Origin of the sequence: Nonomuraea sp. NPDC050790 (genome assembly GCF_044456745.1) — a bacterium.
GTDB lineage: Bacteria > Actinomycetota > Actinomycetes > Streptosporangiales > Streptosporangiaceae > Nonomuraea.
Genome location: NZ_JBITGF010000002.1, coordinates 648,735 through 662,073, shown reverse-complemented (window position 1 = coordinate 662,073; position 13,339 = coordinate 648,735). Strand labels below are relative to the sequence as shown.

Genomic DNA, 13,339 nt, shown 5'->3' with positions numbered 1-13,339 from the left:
CGCGTATGGCCTCGGGCGGCCGTCAGACCACGCAGAGTTTGGCGGAGTTGGGACGGCGGCGGCCCATCGGGGAGGCCATGGCGCGGGCGACGGCCTGGTCGCGCAGTCGGGCGGGGACCTCGGCGGCGGCCCGCTCGGCCGCGAACAGCCTGACCAGCGCGTGCATCCGGTAGCGTTCCCAGCCCTGCTCGTCGGCGCGCTCGTGCCGCAGGAGCTCCTGGTCGGCGAGGCGGTCGAGCAGGCCGCCCGCCTCCTCCAGGCCCGCGCCGAGCATGACCGTGACCAGCCACGGGGTGCACTCGACGGCCGCGGGCAGCAGGCCGAGCAGGCACAAGAGCAGGCGTTCCCGCTCCCCCACCGCCTCGTAGCCGGTGGCGATGGCGGCGCGGACGTCGAGGTCGCCGGCGCGCAGCTCGTCCAGGCGGCTGTGCTCGGCGCGCATCCGGCCGGCCAGCAGTCCGGCGGTCCAGCCTGGGCGGGTGGCCAGCCGGGCGGCGGCGGCGCGCAACGCCAGCGGCAGCCCGTCGCACAGCTCGGCGATCCGCGGCAGGACCGTGTCCTCGTCTACCGAGGGCGCAGGGACGAGGCGCTGGAGCAGGCTGACCGCCTGGTCGCGGGGCAGCACGTCGAGGCGCATGGGCGTCGCGCCCTCCCCCACCAGGCCCTCGAACCGGCCGCGCCCGGTGACCAGCACCCGGCAGCCTGGCGCTCCGGGCAGCAGGGGGCGTACCTGGGCGGCGCAGGCGGCGTCGTCCAGGACCACCAGCACGCGGCGGTGGCGCAGCAGCGTGCGGTAGAGGGCGGCGCGCTCGTCGAGGCCGCCGGGGACGTCGGTGACGCCGAGCGCGCGCAGGAATCTGGCCAGGACCTCGGCGGGCGGGACCGGTCCCGTCCCGGCGCGCAGGTCGGCGGCGAGCTGTCCGTCGGGGAAGCGGACGGCGCGCGTGTGGGCCCAGCGCAGCGCCAGCCCCGTCTTGCCGACGCCCGCCGGGCCGGTGACGACGGCGGCGGCGCCGGTTTCGAGCGCACGGTCGAGCGCGGCGAGCTCCGGCCGACGACCGGTGAAGGCGACGACGTCGGGCGGAAGCTGCGCGGGACTCGGCCACGGGTCGCCGGACAGCGCCTGAACGGAACTCGGTCGCGCGTCGCCGCGCGAAGCGTGGGGTGGGTCGCCGTGGCACGCGTTGGGTGGGTCGCCGGCCCATGCGTGGGGTGGGTCGCCGTGCCATGCGTGGGGTGGGTCGCCGTTCAGGGCTTGGGCGTGGGCGGCGCGTAGGTGGCGGCCGGGTTCGACGCCCAGTTCGGCCACCAGGCGGGAGCGTCCCTCCCGGTAGGAGCTCAGCGCCTCGGCCCGGCGGCCGGAGCGGTGCAGGGCCAGCACGTGGGCGGCGCGCAGCCCTTCGCGCAGCGGGTGGGCGGCCACCAGCGGCGCCAGCTCGGCCGCCGCCTCCGCCGGACGGTCCAGGGCCAGCAACCTCTGCGCGCGTTCCTCCGCCGCCGCCAGCCGCAGTTCCTCCAGGCGGGCCGCCTCCCCGCTCACCGCGTCGAGACCGGCGTAGGCGTCGCCGCGCCACAGGGCGAGCGCCTCGCCGTAGACGGCCGCCGCCGCCTCGGGCGCGCGTTGCTCGCGGGCCAGCGCGAGCAGGCGTTCGAAGCGGGCGGCGTCGAGTTCGGCGGGGTCGAGGAGCAGGATGTACGCCTCGTCGCGCCGGGCGATGCGGTCGTCGCCGAGGGCCTGCCGTACGTGATGGACGTGCCAGCGGACGGTCGCGGCGGACGGCGGGGACTGACCCCACACCGCGGCGGCGAGGCCGCCGTCCGTGGTGGCCCGGTTGGCCCTGCTCAGGAGCACGGCCAGGATGTTGCGCTGCTTGGACGAGGTCAGCGCGACCGGCCGGCCGCCGCGGACGATCGCCAGCTCCCCCAGAACACCGATTTCCACCCGGTTCCCCCCGGTCGCCCGACGCCTTCGACCATACTAAGTCGGCCGAAGTATGTCAGGTGTCATACCGGAAACGCATGGACCAGCTCGGTCAGCCGCTTGAGCTGGTCGGGATCGGTGCTGGGCAGCACGCCGTGGCCCAGGTTGAAGACGTGGCCCTCGGCGGCGCGGCCCCGGCGCAGGATGTCCAGGGCGCGCTCCTCGACGACCTCCCACGGGGCCAGCAGGATGGCCGGGTCGAGGTTGCCCTGCAGCGCCTTGCCGGGGCCGACGCGGCGGACGGCCTCGTCCAGCGGCACGCGCCAGTCCACGCCCACCACGTCCGGGCCCACCTCGCCGAGCTCGCCGAGCAGTTCGCCGGTGCCGACGCCGAAGTGGATGCGCGGCACCTCCGCCACCCCGGCGAAGATGCGGCTGGTGTGGGGCGCGATGAACTCGCGGTAGTCGGCGGGCGCGATCGCGCCGACCCAGGAGTCGAAGAGCTGGATGGCCGAGGCTCCGGCCCTGACCTGGATGCGCAGGTGCTCCAGGACGATGCCGCTCAGGCGGTCCATGAGCGCGTGCCAGAGGTCGGGCTCGCCGTACATCATGGCTTTGGTGCGGTCGTGGTTCTTGGAGGGTCCGCCCTCGATCAGGTACGAGGCCAGCGTGAACGGCGCGCCCGCGAAGCCGATCAGCGGCGTGGGCCCGAGCTCGCCCACCAGCGTGCCGATCGCCTCGGTGACGTAGCGGACGTCGTCCGGCTCCAGCGGGCGCAGCGCCTCCAGGCCCTTCGCGTCGCGGATCGGGTCGGCGATGACCGGGCCGACGCCCGGCTTGATGTCGAGGTCGACGCCGATGGCCTTGAGCGGGACCACGATGTCGCTGAAGAAGATGGCGGCGTCGACGCCGTAGCGGCGGATCGGCTGCAGGGTGATCTCGACGATCAGGTCGGGGTCGGCGCACGCGGCCAGCATCGGCGTGCCCTCGCGCACCTTCAGGTACTCGGGCAGCGAACGGCCGGCCTGCCGCATGTACCACACGGGGGTGTGCGGGACGGGCTCGCGGCGGCAGGCGCGAAGAAAGGCGGAGTCGTCGAGATTCACGCTCCAAGCCTGCCACGGCACTCGGGTGGTCGGTGCACCGGAGCAGGGCGGGAAATTCTGGATCAAGAGTTCGCCAAGCCGCCGCGCGGCATCGATTCGGCAACCACTTTCGGGACACGCCGAGCGCGTTGCGCGGAATTGTCAGCGACCCGTGTCACCGTCAGAGCCACGATCACAAGAAAGGCCTCGTGCGATGACCGCGTTGTGGAGCTCCCTCCGCAGTGAACATTGCCCCGACTGCGCCGGCGAGCGGTGGTTCGAGCAGCCGCTGTGCCTTGACGGGCACGAGCCTGACACGTGCCCCGACTGGGCGTGCACCGACTGCGGGCTGGCCGTGTTCCTCGGGGCGCCACACGTGCCCGCGCGGCGCCGGACGTTGGTGACGGCCGCGGCTTGATCACGACGTATGAGCACCCCCGTGGTCCCCTTCCGTCCGTCCGCGACCTACGCTTCGACTATGACCGTCGGTGACCGGCCGCCGCCTCCCCCGGCGTTCCTGCGCGCCGCGGAGAGCCTGCGGCCCATCGACGTGCGGCCCGAGATCGAACTCGAGGACCTGCCCGCCCCCCAGCGGCTGGCGCCGTACTCGGCCGCCATCGGCGCCTCGGTCTACCGCGACGACGACGAGCTGGCCGTAGGACGGCTCATCCTGCTGTTCGACCCCGACGGGCAGCGCGGCTGGGACGGTCCCTTCCGCCTCGTCGCCTACGTGCGGGCCGACATGGAGCCGGAGATCACCTCCGACCCCCTGCTCGGGCCGGTCGCGTGGAGCTGGCTGACCGAGGCGTTGGAGTCCCACCACGCCGCATACTCCGCCGCTGGCGGTACTGTGACAAGGGCCGTGTCCGAGGGGTTCGGCAACAAAGCGGAAGACCCGGTCACCACCGAGCTGGAGCTGAGGGCGTCCTGGTCCCCGACGGAGGAGGACCTCTCGGGTCACGTCGCCGCCTGGTGCGACCTCATGTGCCTGGCGGCGGGGATCCCACCCCTCCCGCCCGACGTGGCCACGCTGCCGCGCCATCGTGAAGATCCGGAGTCCTTTCGGCAGTGACAGAAGAACAGACCGTCGTCCCGCTGCTAGAGCCGCGCGAGGGCATCCCGCCGGTGATCGCCGACGCCGCGGGGCTGGCCCGCACGATCGAGGCGTTCGCCGCCGGCAGCGGGCCCGTCGCGGTCGACGCCGAGCGGGCCTCCGGCTACCGCTACGGCAACCGCGCGTACCTCGTCCAGTTGCGCCGCAACGGCGCGGGCAGCGCGCTCATCGACCCCATGGGCTGCCCCGACCTGAGCGCGCTCGACGCCGCCGTCGCCGACGCCGAGGTCGTCCTGCACGCCGCCTCACAGGACCTGCCGTGCCTCGCCGAGATCGGCTTCCGTCCGCGCCGGATGTTCGACACCGAGCTGGCCGGGCGGCTGCTCGGGTACGAGCGCGTGGGCCTGGGCACCATGGTCGAGACCGTGCTCGGCCTGCGGCTGGAGAAGGGCCACTCGGCGGCCGACTGGTCCACCAGGCCGCTGCCCGAGGACTGGCTGCGGTACGCGGCGCTCGACGTCGAGGTGCTCGTCGAACTGCGTGACGCCCTCCACCTGCAACTGGAGGAGGGCGGGAAGCTGGAGTGGGCGCAGGAGGAGTTCGCCGCGGTGCTGGCCACGCCGCCGCCGTCGCCGCGTTCCGACCCCTGGCGGCGTACCTCCGGCATCCACAAGGTCCGCAACGTACGGGCGCTGGCCATCGTGCGCGAGCTCTGGACCATGCGCGACACGATCGCCAGGGAGAAGGACCTCGCCCCCGGCCGGGTGCTGCCCGACGCCGCGATCGTGACCGCCGCGCTGGAGGTGCCGCGCACCAAGAAGGCGCTCACCGAGATCTCCGCCTTCACCGGCCGCAGCGCGCGGCGCTACATGTCCGACTGGCTGTCGGCGGTCAGCCGGGCTCGGGCGCTGCCCGACAGCCAGTTGCCCGCGCCCAGCTCGCCCGGCGACGGGCCGCCGCCCGCCAACCGGTGGGCCGACCGCGACCCGGCCGCCGCCAAGCGGCTGGCCGCGGCGCGCGCGGTGGTGGCGGCGCTGGCCGACGAGCACCGGATGCCGACCGAGAACCTCCTGCAGCCCGACGCGGTCCGCCGCCTCACCTGGGAGCCGCCCGCGGTGCTGGACGACGAGACGGTGGCCGAGCGGCTGCGGTCGCTGGGGGCCAGGGAGTGGCAGATCGGGCTCACCACGCATCCGCTCACCAAGGCGCTGGACCGGCTGGAGACCAAGGGCGAGGTCTGACGCCGCCTCCACGGAGGCGGCGGCGCCCCCTTACCCCTCGGTCCAGTGCATGTCCAGGGGTGTCGTCGTGGTGTCCCCGTCGATCATGGCGATCGGTGCCTTTCTGAGATCGTGCCGTTCACCGACCCAAGCTAGGCCGCCCCCGTTGGACCCCTGTTGGCCCCCTGTTTGGCCCTCCCCACCCGGCCCTCCCCACCCGGCCCTCCCCACCTGGCCCCCTGTGTGGCCCTCCTCCACCTGGGCCTCCCTGCACGCGCACTCCCGCCGCCACACGCCCTCCAGAGGCCGCACGCCTACGCCCGCGAGATGCCGGGCACCACGGGCATGCGCAGCCAAGCGCGCGACCGGGCATACGGCCGAGCACGGAGCCGAGCACGGCGCCGAGCCCACGGCCAGGCACGCGGGTAGGCACGGGGTTAGGCATACGGCCCGGCAGTCCGTCGGGCGCAGACAGGGCACAGGTTGGAGCCGTTGGGCACCCGGGCAGGCTGCGGGGCGCACGGCCGGGGTGGGCGGTGCTGGGCAGCCGGGGCGTGCGGGTCGAGGTGGGGTCAAGGGTGGCCGGTCAGGGCGATTCTGGTGATCTGGGTGAGGGTGGGGCCGGGGTGGAGGTAGTCGGTGTGGCTGCCGTCTCCCGCCGGGATGCGGCGGGCGCCGAAGGACGCGGTGTTCGGGTCGGCGCCGAACCCGATGGGGCCGAGCCGTACCCCTGGCCGGAAGACGTCGTCGCGGCCGGACAGGGCCGTCCACACGCGCGCCGGTGTGCGGAGTTCGGCGGCGCTGGCGGTCCCGAGGCCGGGGCTGCCCAGGGCGATGAGGTCGGCCACGGGCAGGGCGGGCGCTGCGGCGCCGCAGACGACGGTGCCGTAGCTGTGGCAGACCAGGGCGATCCGTTTGGGGTGCAGGGCGGTCACCAGGGTGCGCAGGGCTTTCGCGCCCTTCGCGGCGGGCAGGGTGGTGATGACGCCGGGGTCGGTCATCTCGGGCGCGTCGTAGCCCAGCCAGCCGATGACGGCCACCTTCTGGTCGGGGGCCAGCGTGCGGGCGGCGGTGTGCAGGGCGCGGGCGGCGCCGCCGGGCGCGGCGGTACCGTCGTCGAACTGCGCCAGGCCGTAGCCGGTCCCGGGCACGAAGACGATCACCGTGTCGGCGGCGGCCAGGTCGCCCACCACCTCGATCGCCCGGCCGTCGCCCGACCGGTCGAGGGCGAGGAACTGACGTCCGGGAACCCCCGCGGCGTAGCGCTCGGCCAGCGCGGGCGCGGTGATCGCGGGCAGGTCGAGCGGCTGCGCCCCCGGCTGGGAGGCGGCGCCCGCGACGGTCAGGGCGAGCAGGGCACCCAGGAGGAAGCGACGCATGGTTCATGACCGTACGGGAGGGGGCGGCTCGACCGCGTCAGACTCAGGTCTCATCCGTCCCCTACCTCGGAGGTACGTGCTTCCCCCGAGTCGCCCTCAGGGTCGCGAGCGCGGCGTCGAGCCGCGCCCAGTCGCGGCCGAGGTCCGTGGCGAGCGCCGTCCCCTCCCGGCTCGTACGGTAGAACCGGCGCGGCCTGGACTCCTCCGTGTTCCATTCGCTGACCAGCAGCCCCTGCCGCTCCAGCCGCCGTAGCAGCGGGTAGAGCGTGTTGGCCTCGACCTCGATGCCGCTGCCGGCCAGCTCGTCGAGCAGGGCGTAGCCGTAGTTGGGCCGTTCCAGGGCGAGCAGGCAGGCCAGGACGACGGTGCCACGCCTGAGCTCCTGGAGGTGGGTCGCGAGCGGCATGGTCGCACGTTATTGTGCGGCACACAGTATTGCAACGGCACCCAGGCCCGCCGTACGGTCCTGGAAAGCGCTTTCCAAAGAAGGGGTCTCGATGCGCAGAATCGGCGTGGTGATGAACGGCGTCACCGGCAGGATGGGCTACCGGCAACACCTGGTCCGCTCCGTCCTGGCCATCAACGAGCAGGGCGGGCTCGCCCTCTCCGACGGCACCCGGGTCAGGCTCGATCCCATCCTCGTCGGCCGCAGCGAGGCCAAGCTGGCCGCGATCGCCGCCCAGCACGGGCTCACCGACTACACCACCGACCTCGACGCCGCGCTGGAACGCGCCGAGATCTACTTCGACGCCCAGGTCACGCAGGCCAGGGTCAAGTCGGTGCTCAAGGCCATCGAGGCGGGCAAGCACGTGTACGCGGAGAAGCCCACCGCCGAGTCCGTCGAGGAGGCCGTCGCGCTCGCCGAGGCCGCCGCCGCCCGCGGCGTCAAGAACGGGGTGGTCCAGGACAAACTGTTCCTGCCGGGCCTGCTCAAGCTCAAACGGCTGGTCGACGGCGGCTTCTTCGGGCGGATCCTGTCGGTACGCGGCGAGTTCGGCTACTGGGTCTTCGAAGGCGACTGGCAGGAGGCGCAACGCCCGTCCTGGAACTACCGGGCCGAGGACGGCGGCGGCATCATCCTGGACATGTTCCCCCACTGGCACTACGTGCTGGAGAACCTCTTCGGCCGCGTCCGGTCGGTCTACGCCAAGGCCGTGACCCACATCCCGACCCGCGTCGACGAGCAGGGTGTCGCCTATGACGCGACGGCCGACGACGCCGCGTACGGGATCTTCGAGCTTGAGGGCGGGATCGTCGCGCAGATCAACTCCTCGTGGGCCGTGCGGGTGAACCGGGACGAACTGGTGGAGTTCCAGGTGGACGGCACCCATGGCAGCGCCGTCGCGGGCCTGCGCGACTGCCGGATCCAGCACCGCGCGGGCACCCCCAAGCCGGTCTGGAACCCGGACCTTCCGGTCACCGCCCGCTTCCGTGACGACTGGCAGGAGATGCCGGACAACGCGGAGTTCGACAACGGGTTCAAGATCCAGTGGGAGCTGTTCCTGCGCCACGTGCTGGAGGACGCGCCCTTCCCCTACGACTTCGCCTCGGGCGCGCGCGGCGTGCAACTGGCCGAGCTCGGCCTGCACTCGTCGGCGGAGGGCCGCAGGATCGAGGTGGAGGGCCTGTGAGGATCCGGCTGCCCGGCGGCGCGTACACGCTGCGCGCCCCCGTGACCTGGCCCGAGCCGGGCGGCGCCGTCCCAGGCGCGCGCGTGGTCTACGCGGCCGCGCACGTCGTGGCCGACCCGCTCGGGGAAAACACGCCGGGCGCGCCCGCCGCGGTCGACTGGGACGCCACGCTGCGCTTCCGCCGCCACCTCTGGTCGTACGGCCTGCGCGTCGCCGACGCCATGGACACCGCCCAGCGCAACATGGGCCTGGACTGGGCGGCGACCCGCGAGCTGATCGCCCGCAGCGCCGCCGCCGCCCGCGAACTGGGTGATCCTGCCGATTTCGTCGCCTGCGGTGCCGGGACCGACCACGCGCCCGGCGCGGACACCGTCCAGGCGATCGCCGACGCCTACGCCGAGCAGATCGACACCGTCCAGGCCACCGGCGCCGGGGTGATCGTCATGGCCTCGCGCCAGCTCGCCAGGACCGCCACCGGCCCCGAGGACTACCACCGCGTCTACGGCAAGCTGTTCGGCCTGGCCGGGCGGCCGGTGATCCTGCACTGGCTGGGCGAGATGTTCGACCCCCAGCTCGCCGGGTACTGGGGCTCGCGCGACGTCGAGGCGGCCACCGAGTCGTTCCTGGAGCTGATCCGCGCCAACGCCGCGATGGTCGACGGCGTCAAGGTCTCGCTCCTCGACGAGGACCACGAGGTACGGCTGCGCGCCGCCCTCCCCCCGGGCGTCAGGCTCTACACCGGGGACGACTTCAACTACCCGTCGCTCATCAAGTCGGGCAGCCACGCGCTTCTGGGCATCTTCGACGCCATCGCACCGGCGGCCGCCGCCGCCCTCCAGGCCCTGGCCGCCGCGGAGTCGGCCGCCGACGAGCAGGACCGCGCCCGGAATCTCGCTCTTTACGATGAGATCTTCGAGCCGACGGTGGCCCTGTCCCGCAAGATCTTCGAGACGCCGACGTTCCACTACAAGACCGGCATCGTCTTCCTCGCCTGGCTCAACGGTCATCAGGCGGCGTTCAGCATGGTCAACGGGGCGCAGTCGGCCCGGTCGATCACCCATCTGGCGGAGGTGTTCCGGCTGGCCGACCAGGCCGGGCTGCTGGCCGACCAGGAGCTCGCCGTACGCCGCATGACGGCGCTGCTGGCGGTGAACGGCCTGTGAACCCCCTGTCGCTCAACCAGCGCACCACCAAGAGCTGGACTGTCGCCCAGGCCGTGGACGGTTGCGTGCGCCACGGGCTGGAGGCCGTCGGGCTGTGGCGGGAGGAGGTGGCCGAGCAGGGGCTGGCCGCCAGCGCCGAACTCGTGCGCGCGGCGGGGCTGCGGGTGTCGTCGCTGTGCAGGGGCGGCTTCCTGACCGCGGCCGGCCCCTCCGCCTTCGCCGCCGCGCTGGAGGACAACCGGCGGGCCGTCGACGAGGCCGCCGAGCTGGGGGCGGCCTGCCTGGTGCTGGTCGTGGGCGGGTTGCCGGGGGTGGTTCCCGGGCGGTCCTTGGCCGACGGGGTCTCGCGGGACCTGGTCGCGTCCCGTGAGCGGGTGGCGGAGGCGCTGGCCGAGCTGGTGCCCTACGCCGGGGAGCGGGACGTACGGCTGGCGCTGGAGCCCCTGCATCCCATCTACTGTCCGGACCGGGCGGTCGTGTCCACGCTGGGGCAGGCTCTGGATCTGGCCGTGCCGTACCCCGTCGAGCGGGTGGGGGTGGTCGTGGACACCTTCCACGTGTGGTGGGATCCGCAGGTGTTCGAGCAGATCGCGCGGGCGGGCGCGCGGATCGCGTCCTACCAGGTGTGCGACTACCTGCATCCGCTGCCTGCCGACGTGCTGCTGGGGCGGGGGATGATGGGCGACGGGGTGATCGACTTCCCGCCGATCACCCGTGCGGTGCTCGACGCCGGCTACACCGGCGACGTCGAGGTGGAGATCTTCAACGCCGACGTGTGGGCGGCCGATCCGGACGAGGTGCTGGCCTCGATGAAGCGGCGTTACGCGGAGGTCGTGTCCTGAGTGATCGTGCCCGCGGCGCCGTCCACGGTGACGGTCTCGCCGGTGGTCAGGCGCTCGGTGGCGCGGGCGACGCCGACCACCGCGGGGATGCCGTACTCCCTGGCCACGACGGCGCCGTGTGACATGGCGCCGCCCATCTCCATCACCAGGCCGCCCGCGGTCAGGAACAACGGCGTCCAGCCGGGGTCCGTGGACGGGCAGACCAGGATCTCGCCGGGCTCCAGGTGCGCGCCCTCGGGGTTCATGACCACGCGGGCGGGGCCGGTCGCGACTCCGGCCGAGGCCGGGGTGCCGGTGACGGCGCCGTCGGCGGCGGCGAGCGAGAGCGCCTCCGGTTCCGTGCCGTCCGACAGCAGCAGGCGCGGGACGTGCCTGCGCCGCGTCTCCTGCTCGTACGCCGCCCTGCGCTCGGTCACCAGGTCGCGAAGGTCGTGGTTCGTCGCGTCGAGGGCGGTCCGGGCCTCGCGGAAGGTGAGGAAGTAGATGTCGTCCGGGGTGCCGAGGACGCCCTGCGCCACCAGGTGCTCGCCGACGACGCGCATGCTCCGCCGTACGCCTGCCAGCATCACCACCGCGTAGTACTTGGGCAGTTCGCGCAGCCCGGCGAGGCGGCGGGTGCGGTCCAGGGCGCGGCCGGCGATCGCGGCGCGCAGGCGGCCCTTGCGCGCGGCGGCGGCCACGACGCGCTCGGTGGCGGCCCGCGCGTCGGCGGCGCCGCGTGCGAACAGGGCGTCGGGCGCGAGGCGGTCGTCCATGCGCAGATAGTTGGCCAGCACGCCGATGATGTGCGACGGGTCGTCGGACCAGCGCTTGACGCCGAGGTCGATCTCGGCGACGCCGCGGTGCCCGTAGGTGGCGAGGAAGCCGGAGATGGCCTCCTGGGTCGCGCGGGGCAGCCGTCCCTCCTGGTAGAGGCGGGTGAGCTCGTCGACCGGGCGATCACCGAACGGTTCGATGCGCGTGGCCAGCCGCCACAGTTCCATGTCCATCTCGGTGGTCGGGTTGTTGGGCAGGCTCCGCAGGACGTCCTGCATGTCGGAGATCGGCACGCCGGACAGCTTCGAGGCCAGCCCGAACATCCCGTAGCCCGCGAGCACGATCGGCATGATCGAGAAGATCATCGGGAAGGTGACGCCCAGCAGGCGTTCGGCATGGTCGATCCTTGCTTGGGGGGAGATGTCCGGTGGCAGTTCCATGCGCCGCGTGAGCTCGTCGCCCACGCGCCTCGAGTAGTCCAGCGCGCGTTCCGGGCGGGTGATCGCCCACCGGACCCGCCTCGGCGCGCCGACGCCGCGGGCGATCCGCCGTACCACGCGCAGGAACGGGCGCCGCGACGGGTAGATCACCGACAGCCTCGGGTCGTCCAGGAGCGCGTCGAACAGCACCGCCGTGCGCGCCTCCGCCACGGACAACATCCTCGGGAGTACGGCGCGGCCTACGCGGCTGCGTGCCGCCTTGGTCAGGTCGATCCAGAGCCGCTGTCCGGCCTCCACCACCGGGGTCGCGCCCTCGTGGGGGTCGGCCGGCGGGAAGCCGGCGTACCTGGCGGCGCCCGCGCTGACCAGCTTGATGGCCGCGCTGCCCATCGGGGTGAACGGTCCCATCACGCCCTGGGCCACGTTGATCGAGAAGTAGAGCCGGAGGTCGTCCCGCTCGGGCCGCAGGTCGTCCTGCTCGGGCCTCGTGTCGGACTTTTCAGGACGTGGGCGCTTTTCAGGAAGTGGGCGCTTTTCAGGAAGTGGGTAGAGGGTGGTGATCGGCCTGGCCTGCGTCAGCCAGAGGCGCCCGGCGGAGTCGATCGCCCACTCGGTGTCCTGCGGGGAGCCGTAGTGCGCCTCGACTCTGGCCCCCAGCTCGGCCAGCGCCCGTACCTGCTCGTCGGTGAGGCAGAAGCCGTCCACGTCGGCCGGGACGCGCTCGGTGCCGCCGCCCGGCAACGGCCTGATCGCGACCTTCTTGTCACCGGCGTGGCGTTCGCGGATCTCGGCCGTCGCGATGTCCACCACGAACCGGTCCGGGTTCACCGCCCCCGACACCACCGCCTCGCCCAGGCCGGGGCTGGCGTCGATCACCGCTTCCCGTCTGCGGCCGGTGACCGGGTTCGCGGTGAACATCACCCCTGCCACCTGCGCGTCCACCATCGTCTGGACCACCACGGCGATGCGGACTGCGGAGTGGTCGATGCCGTTCGACTCGCGGTAGGCGACGGCGCGGTCCGTCCACAGCGACGCCCAGCACTTCCGGACCGCCTCCAGCACCGCCTCCGGGCCCACCACGTTGAGGAACGTGTCCTGCTGGCCCGCGAAGCTCGCGAACGGCAGATCCTCGGCCGTGGCCGACGACCGCACCGCCACGGGTGCCGCCTCGCCCAGCGCCGCGTAGTTCTTCCTCACTTCCTCGGCCACCTCGGTGGGGATGTCGGTGCGCAGGAGGCGTTCTCTCGCTTGGGCGGCCAGGTCCTGGCCCTCTACTCCTTGGAGTCCGGCGGCTTCGGCTGCCTGCTGGTAGGCGGCCGTAGTCAGGACCCAGCCCGGGGGGACGGGCAGGGCGGCTCTGGTGAGCTCACCCAGGTTGGCGGCTTTGCCACCTACTTCGGCGAGCATGCCGGAGTGGATCTCGGAAAACTCCAGTGCGGTTTTCATGCGCCGTCCTCCCGGGAGACACCCTTCGTTCACAGTGTGCAGCCTGGATCCCATTAATTCAACAAGCGATGAAAAATTTTGCCCGCACACACAAGCCCACGTTCCCCGTCGCTTCCCAAACCCCGACCCCACCACCCGCACCGCAGGGACCGCCCGCGCCCCGCACCCCCACACCGCGCCCTCGCACCCTCGCGCCCTCGGCCACCCCGCAGCGCCCCACCCGCCTGGACCGCCCGCGCCCCGCACCCCCACGCCCTCGCACCCTCGCGCCCTGGGCCACCCCGCTGGACCGCCCCGCGCCCCGCGCCCTCCGCGCCCTGCGCCTCCGCGCCCTGCGCCCCCGCGCCCGTGCCTGCGCCCTGCTTTCCCGCGCCTCCACGTCCACGTGCCTTCGTGCCTCAG

At 73.2% G+C, this 13,339-nt stretch carries 10 protein-coding genes; 5 read left to right on the top strand and 5 right to left on the bottom strand.

What is annotated here, in order from left to right; all coding sequences use genetic code 11:
* Positions 1-22: 22 nt before the first annotated feature.
* On the bottom strand, positions 23-1,942 hold the full coding sequence (locus ACIBEJ_RS11490; protein ID WP_397182573.1) for a BTAD domain-containing putative transcriptional regulator: 1,920 nt from the start codon (positions 1,940-1,942) through the stop codon (positions 23-25).
* 62 nt (positions 1,943-2,004) lie between these two features.
* The gene (gene hemE, locus ACIBEJ_RS11485) at positions 2,005-3,027 is read right to left on the bottom strand and encodes a uroporphyrinogen decarboxylase (RefSeq protein ID WP_397182572.1); all 1,023 of its coding nucleotides are present in this window, start codon (positions 3,025-3,027) and stop codon (positions 2,005-2,007) included.
* A 457-nt stretch (positions 3,028-3,484) separates the two neighbouring features.
* Between hemE and ACIBEJ_RS11480 the strand changes: the two genes are divergently transcribed.
* On the top strand, positions 3,485-4,078 hold the full coding sequence (locus ACIBEJ_RS11480) for a DUF3000 domain-containing protein (RefSeq protein WP_184971719.1): 594 nt from the start codon (positions 3,485-3,487) through the stop codon (positions 4,076-4,078).
* Positions 4,075-5,301 carry an HRDC domain-containing protein gene (locus tag ACIBEJ_RS11475; RefSeq protein ID WP_397182571.1) on the top strand — a complete coding sequence of 409 codons (1,227 nt, stop codon included), beginning with the start codon at positions 4,075-4,077 and terminating at the stop codon, positions 5,299-5,301. The genes ACIBEJ_RS11480 and ACIBEJ_RS11475 overlap by 4 nt, the downstream gene beginning before the upstream one ends.
* A 551-nt stretch (positions 5,302-5,852) precedes the next feature.
* Here the strand turns inward: ACIBEJ_RS11475 and ACIBEJ_RS11470 are convergent.
* Positions 5,853-6,659 (bottom strand): alpha/beta hydrolase, encoded by an 807-nt coding sequence (locus ACIBEJ_RS11470; protein WP_397182570.1) that lies wholly within the window; start codon positions 6,657-6,659, stop codon positions 5,853-5,855.
* Positions 6,660-6,720: 61 nt separating this feature from the next.
* A complete protein-coding gene (locus tag ACIBEJ_RS11465) occupies positions 6,721-7,065 on the bottom strand; it encodes a PadR family transcriptional regulator (protein ID WP_397182569.1) in 345 nt (114 codons plus the stop codon).
* Positions 7,066-7,156: 91 nt separating this feature from the next.
* On the opposite strand from ACIBEJ_RS11465, the gene ACIBEJ_RS11460 reads away from it, so the two are divergent.
* From ACIBEJ_RS11460 to ACIBEJ_RS11450, 3 genes are read left to right on the top strand one after another with little or no spacing between them, the layout of a single operon-like run.
* Positions 7,157-8,290, top strand: a complete 1,134-nt coding sequence (locus ACIBEJ_RS11460; protein ID WP_397182568.1) for a Gfo/Idh/MocA family protein — start codon at positions 7,157-7,159, stop codon at positions 8,288-8,290.
* The gene (locus tag ACIBEJ_RS11455) at positions 8,287-9,453 is read left to right on the top strand and encodes a DUF993 family protein (RefSeq protein ID WP_397182567.1); all 1,167 of its coding nucleotides are present in this window, start codon (positions 8,287-8,289) and stop codon (positions 9,451-9,453) included. Before ACIBEJ_RS11460 ends, ACIBEJ_RS11455 begins: the two co-directional genes overlap by 4 nt.
* Positions 9,450-10,295, top strand: a complete 846-nt coding sequence (locus ACIBEJ_RS11450) for a sugar phosphate isomerase/epimerase family protein (protein WP_397182566.1) — start codon at positions 9,450-9,452, stop codon at positions 10,293-10,295. The genes ACIBEJ_RS11455 and ACIBEJ_RS11450 overlap by 4 nt, the downstream gene beginning before the upstream one ends.
* Here ACIBEJ_RS11450 and ACIBEJ_RS11445 read toward each other — a convergent pair.
* Positions 10,274-12,937 (bottom strand): PEP/pyruvate-binding domain-containing protein, encoded by a 2,664-nt coding sequence (locus ACIBEJ_RS11445; RefSeq protein ID WP_397182565.1) that lies wholly within the window; start codon positions 12,935-12,937, stop codon positions 10,274-10,276. The genes ACIBEJ_RS11450 and ACIBEJ_RS11445 overlap by 22 nt on opposite strands.
* Positions 12,938-13,339: the final 402 nt, after the last annotated feature.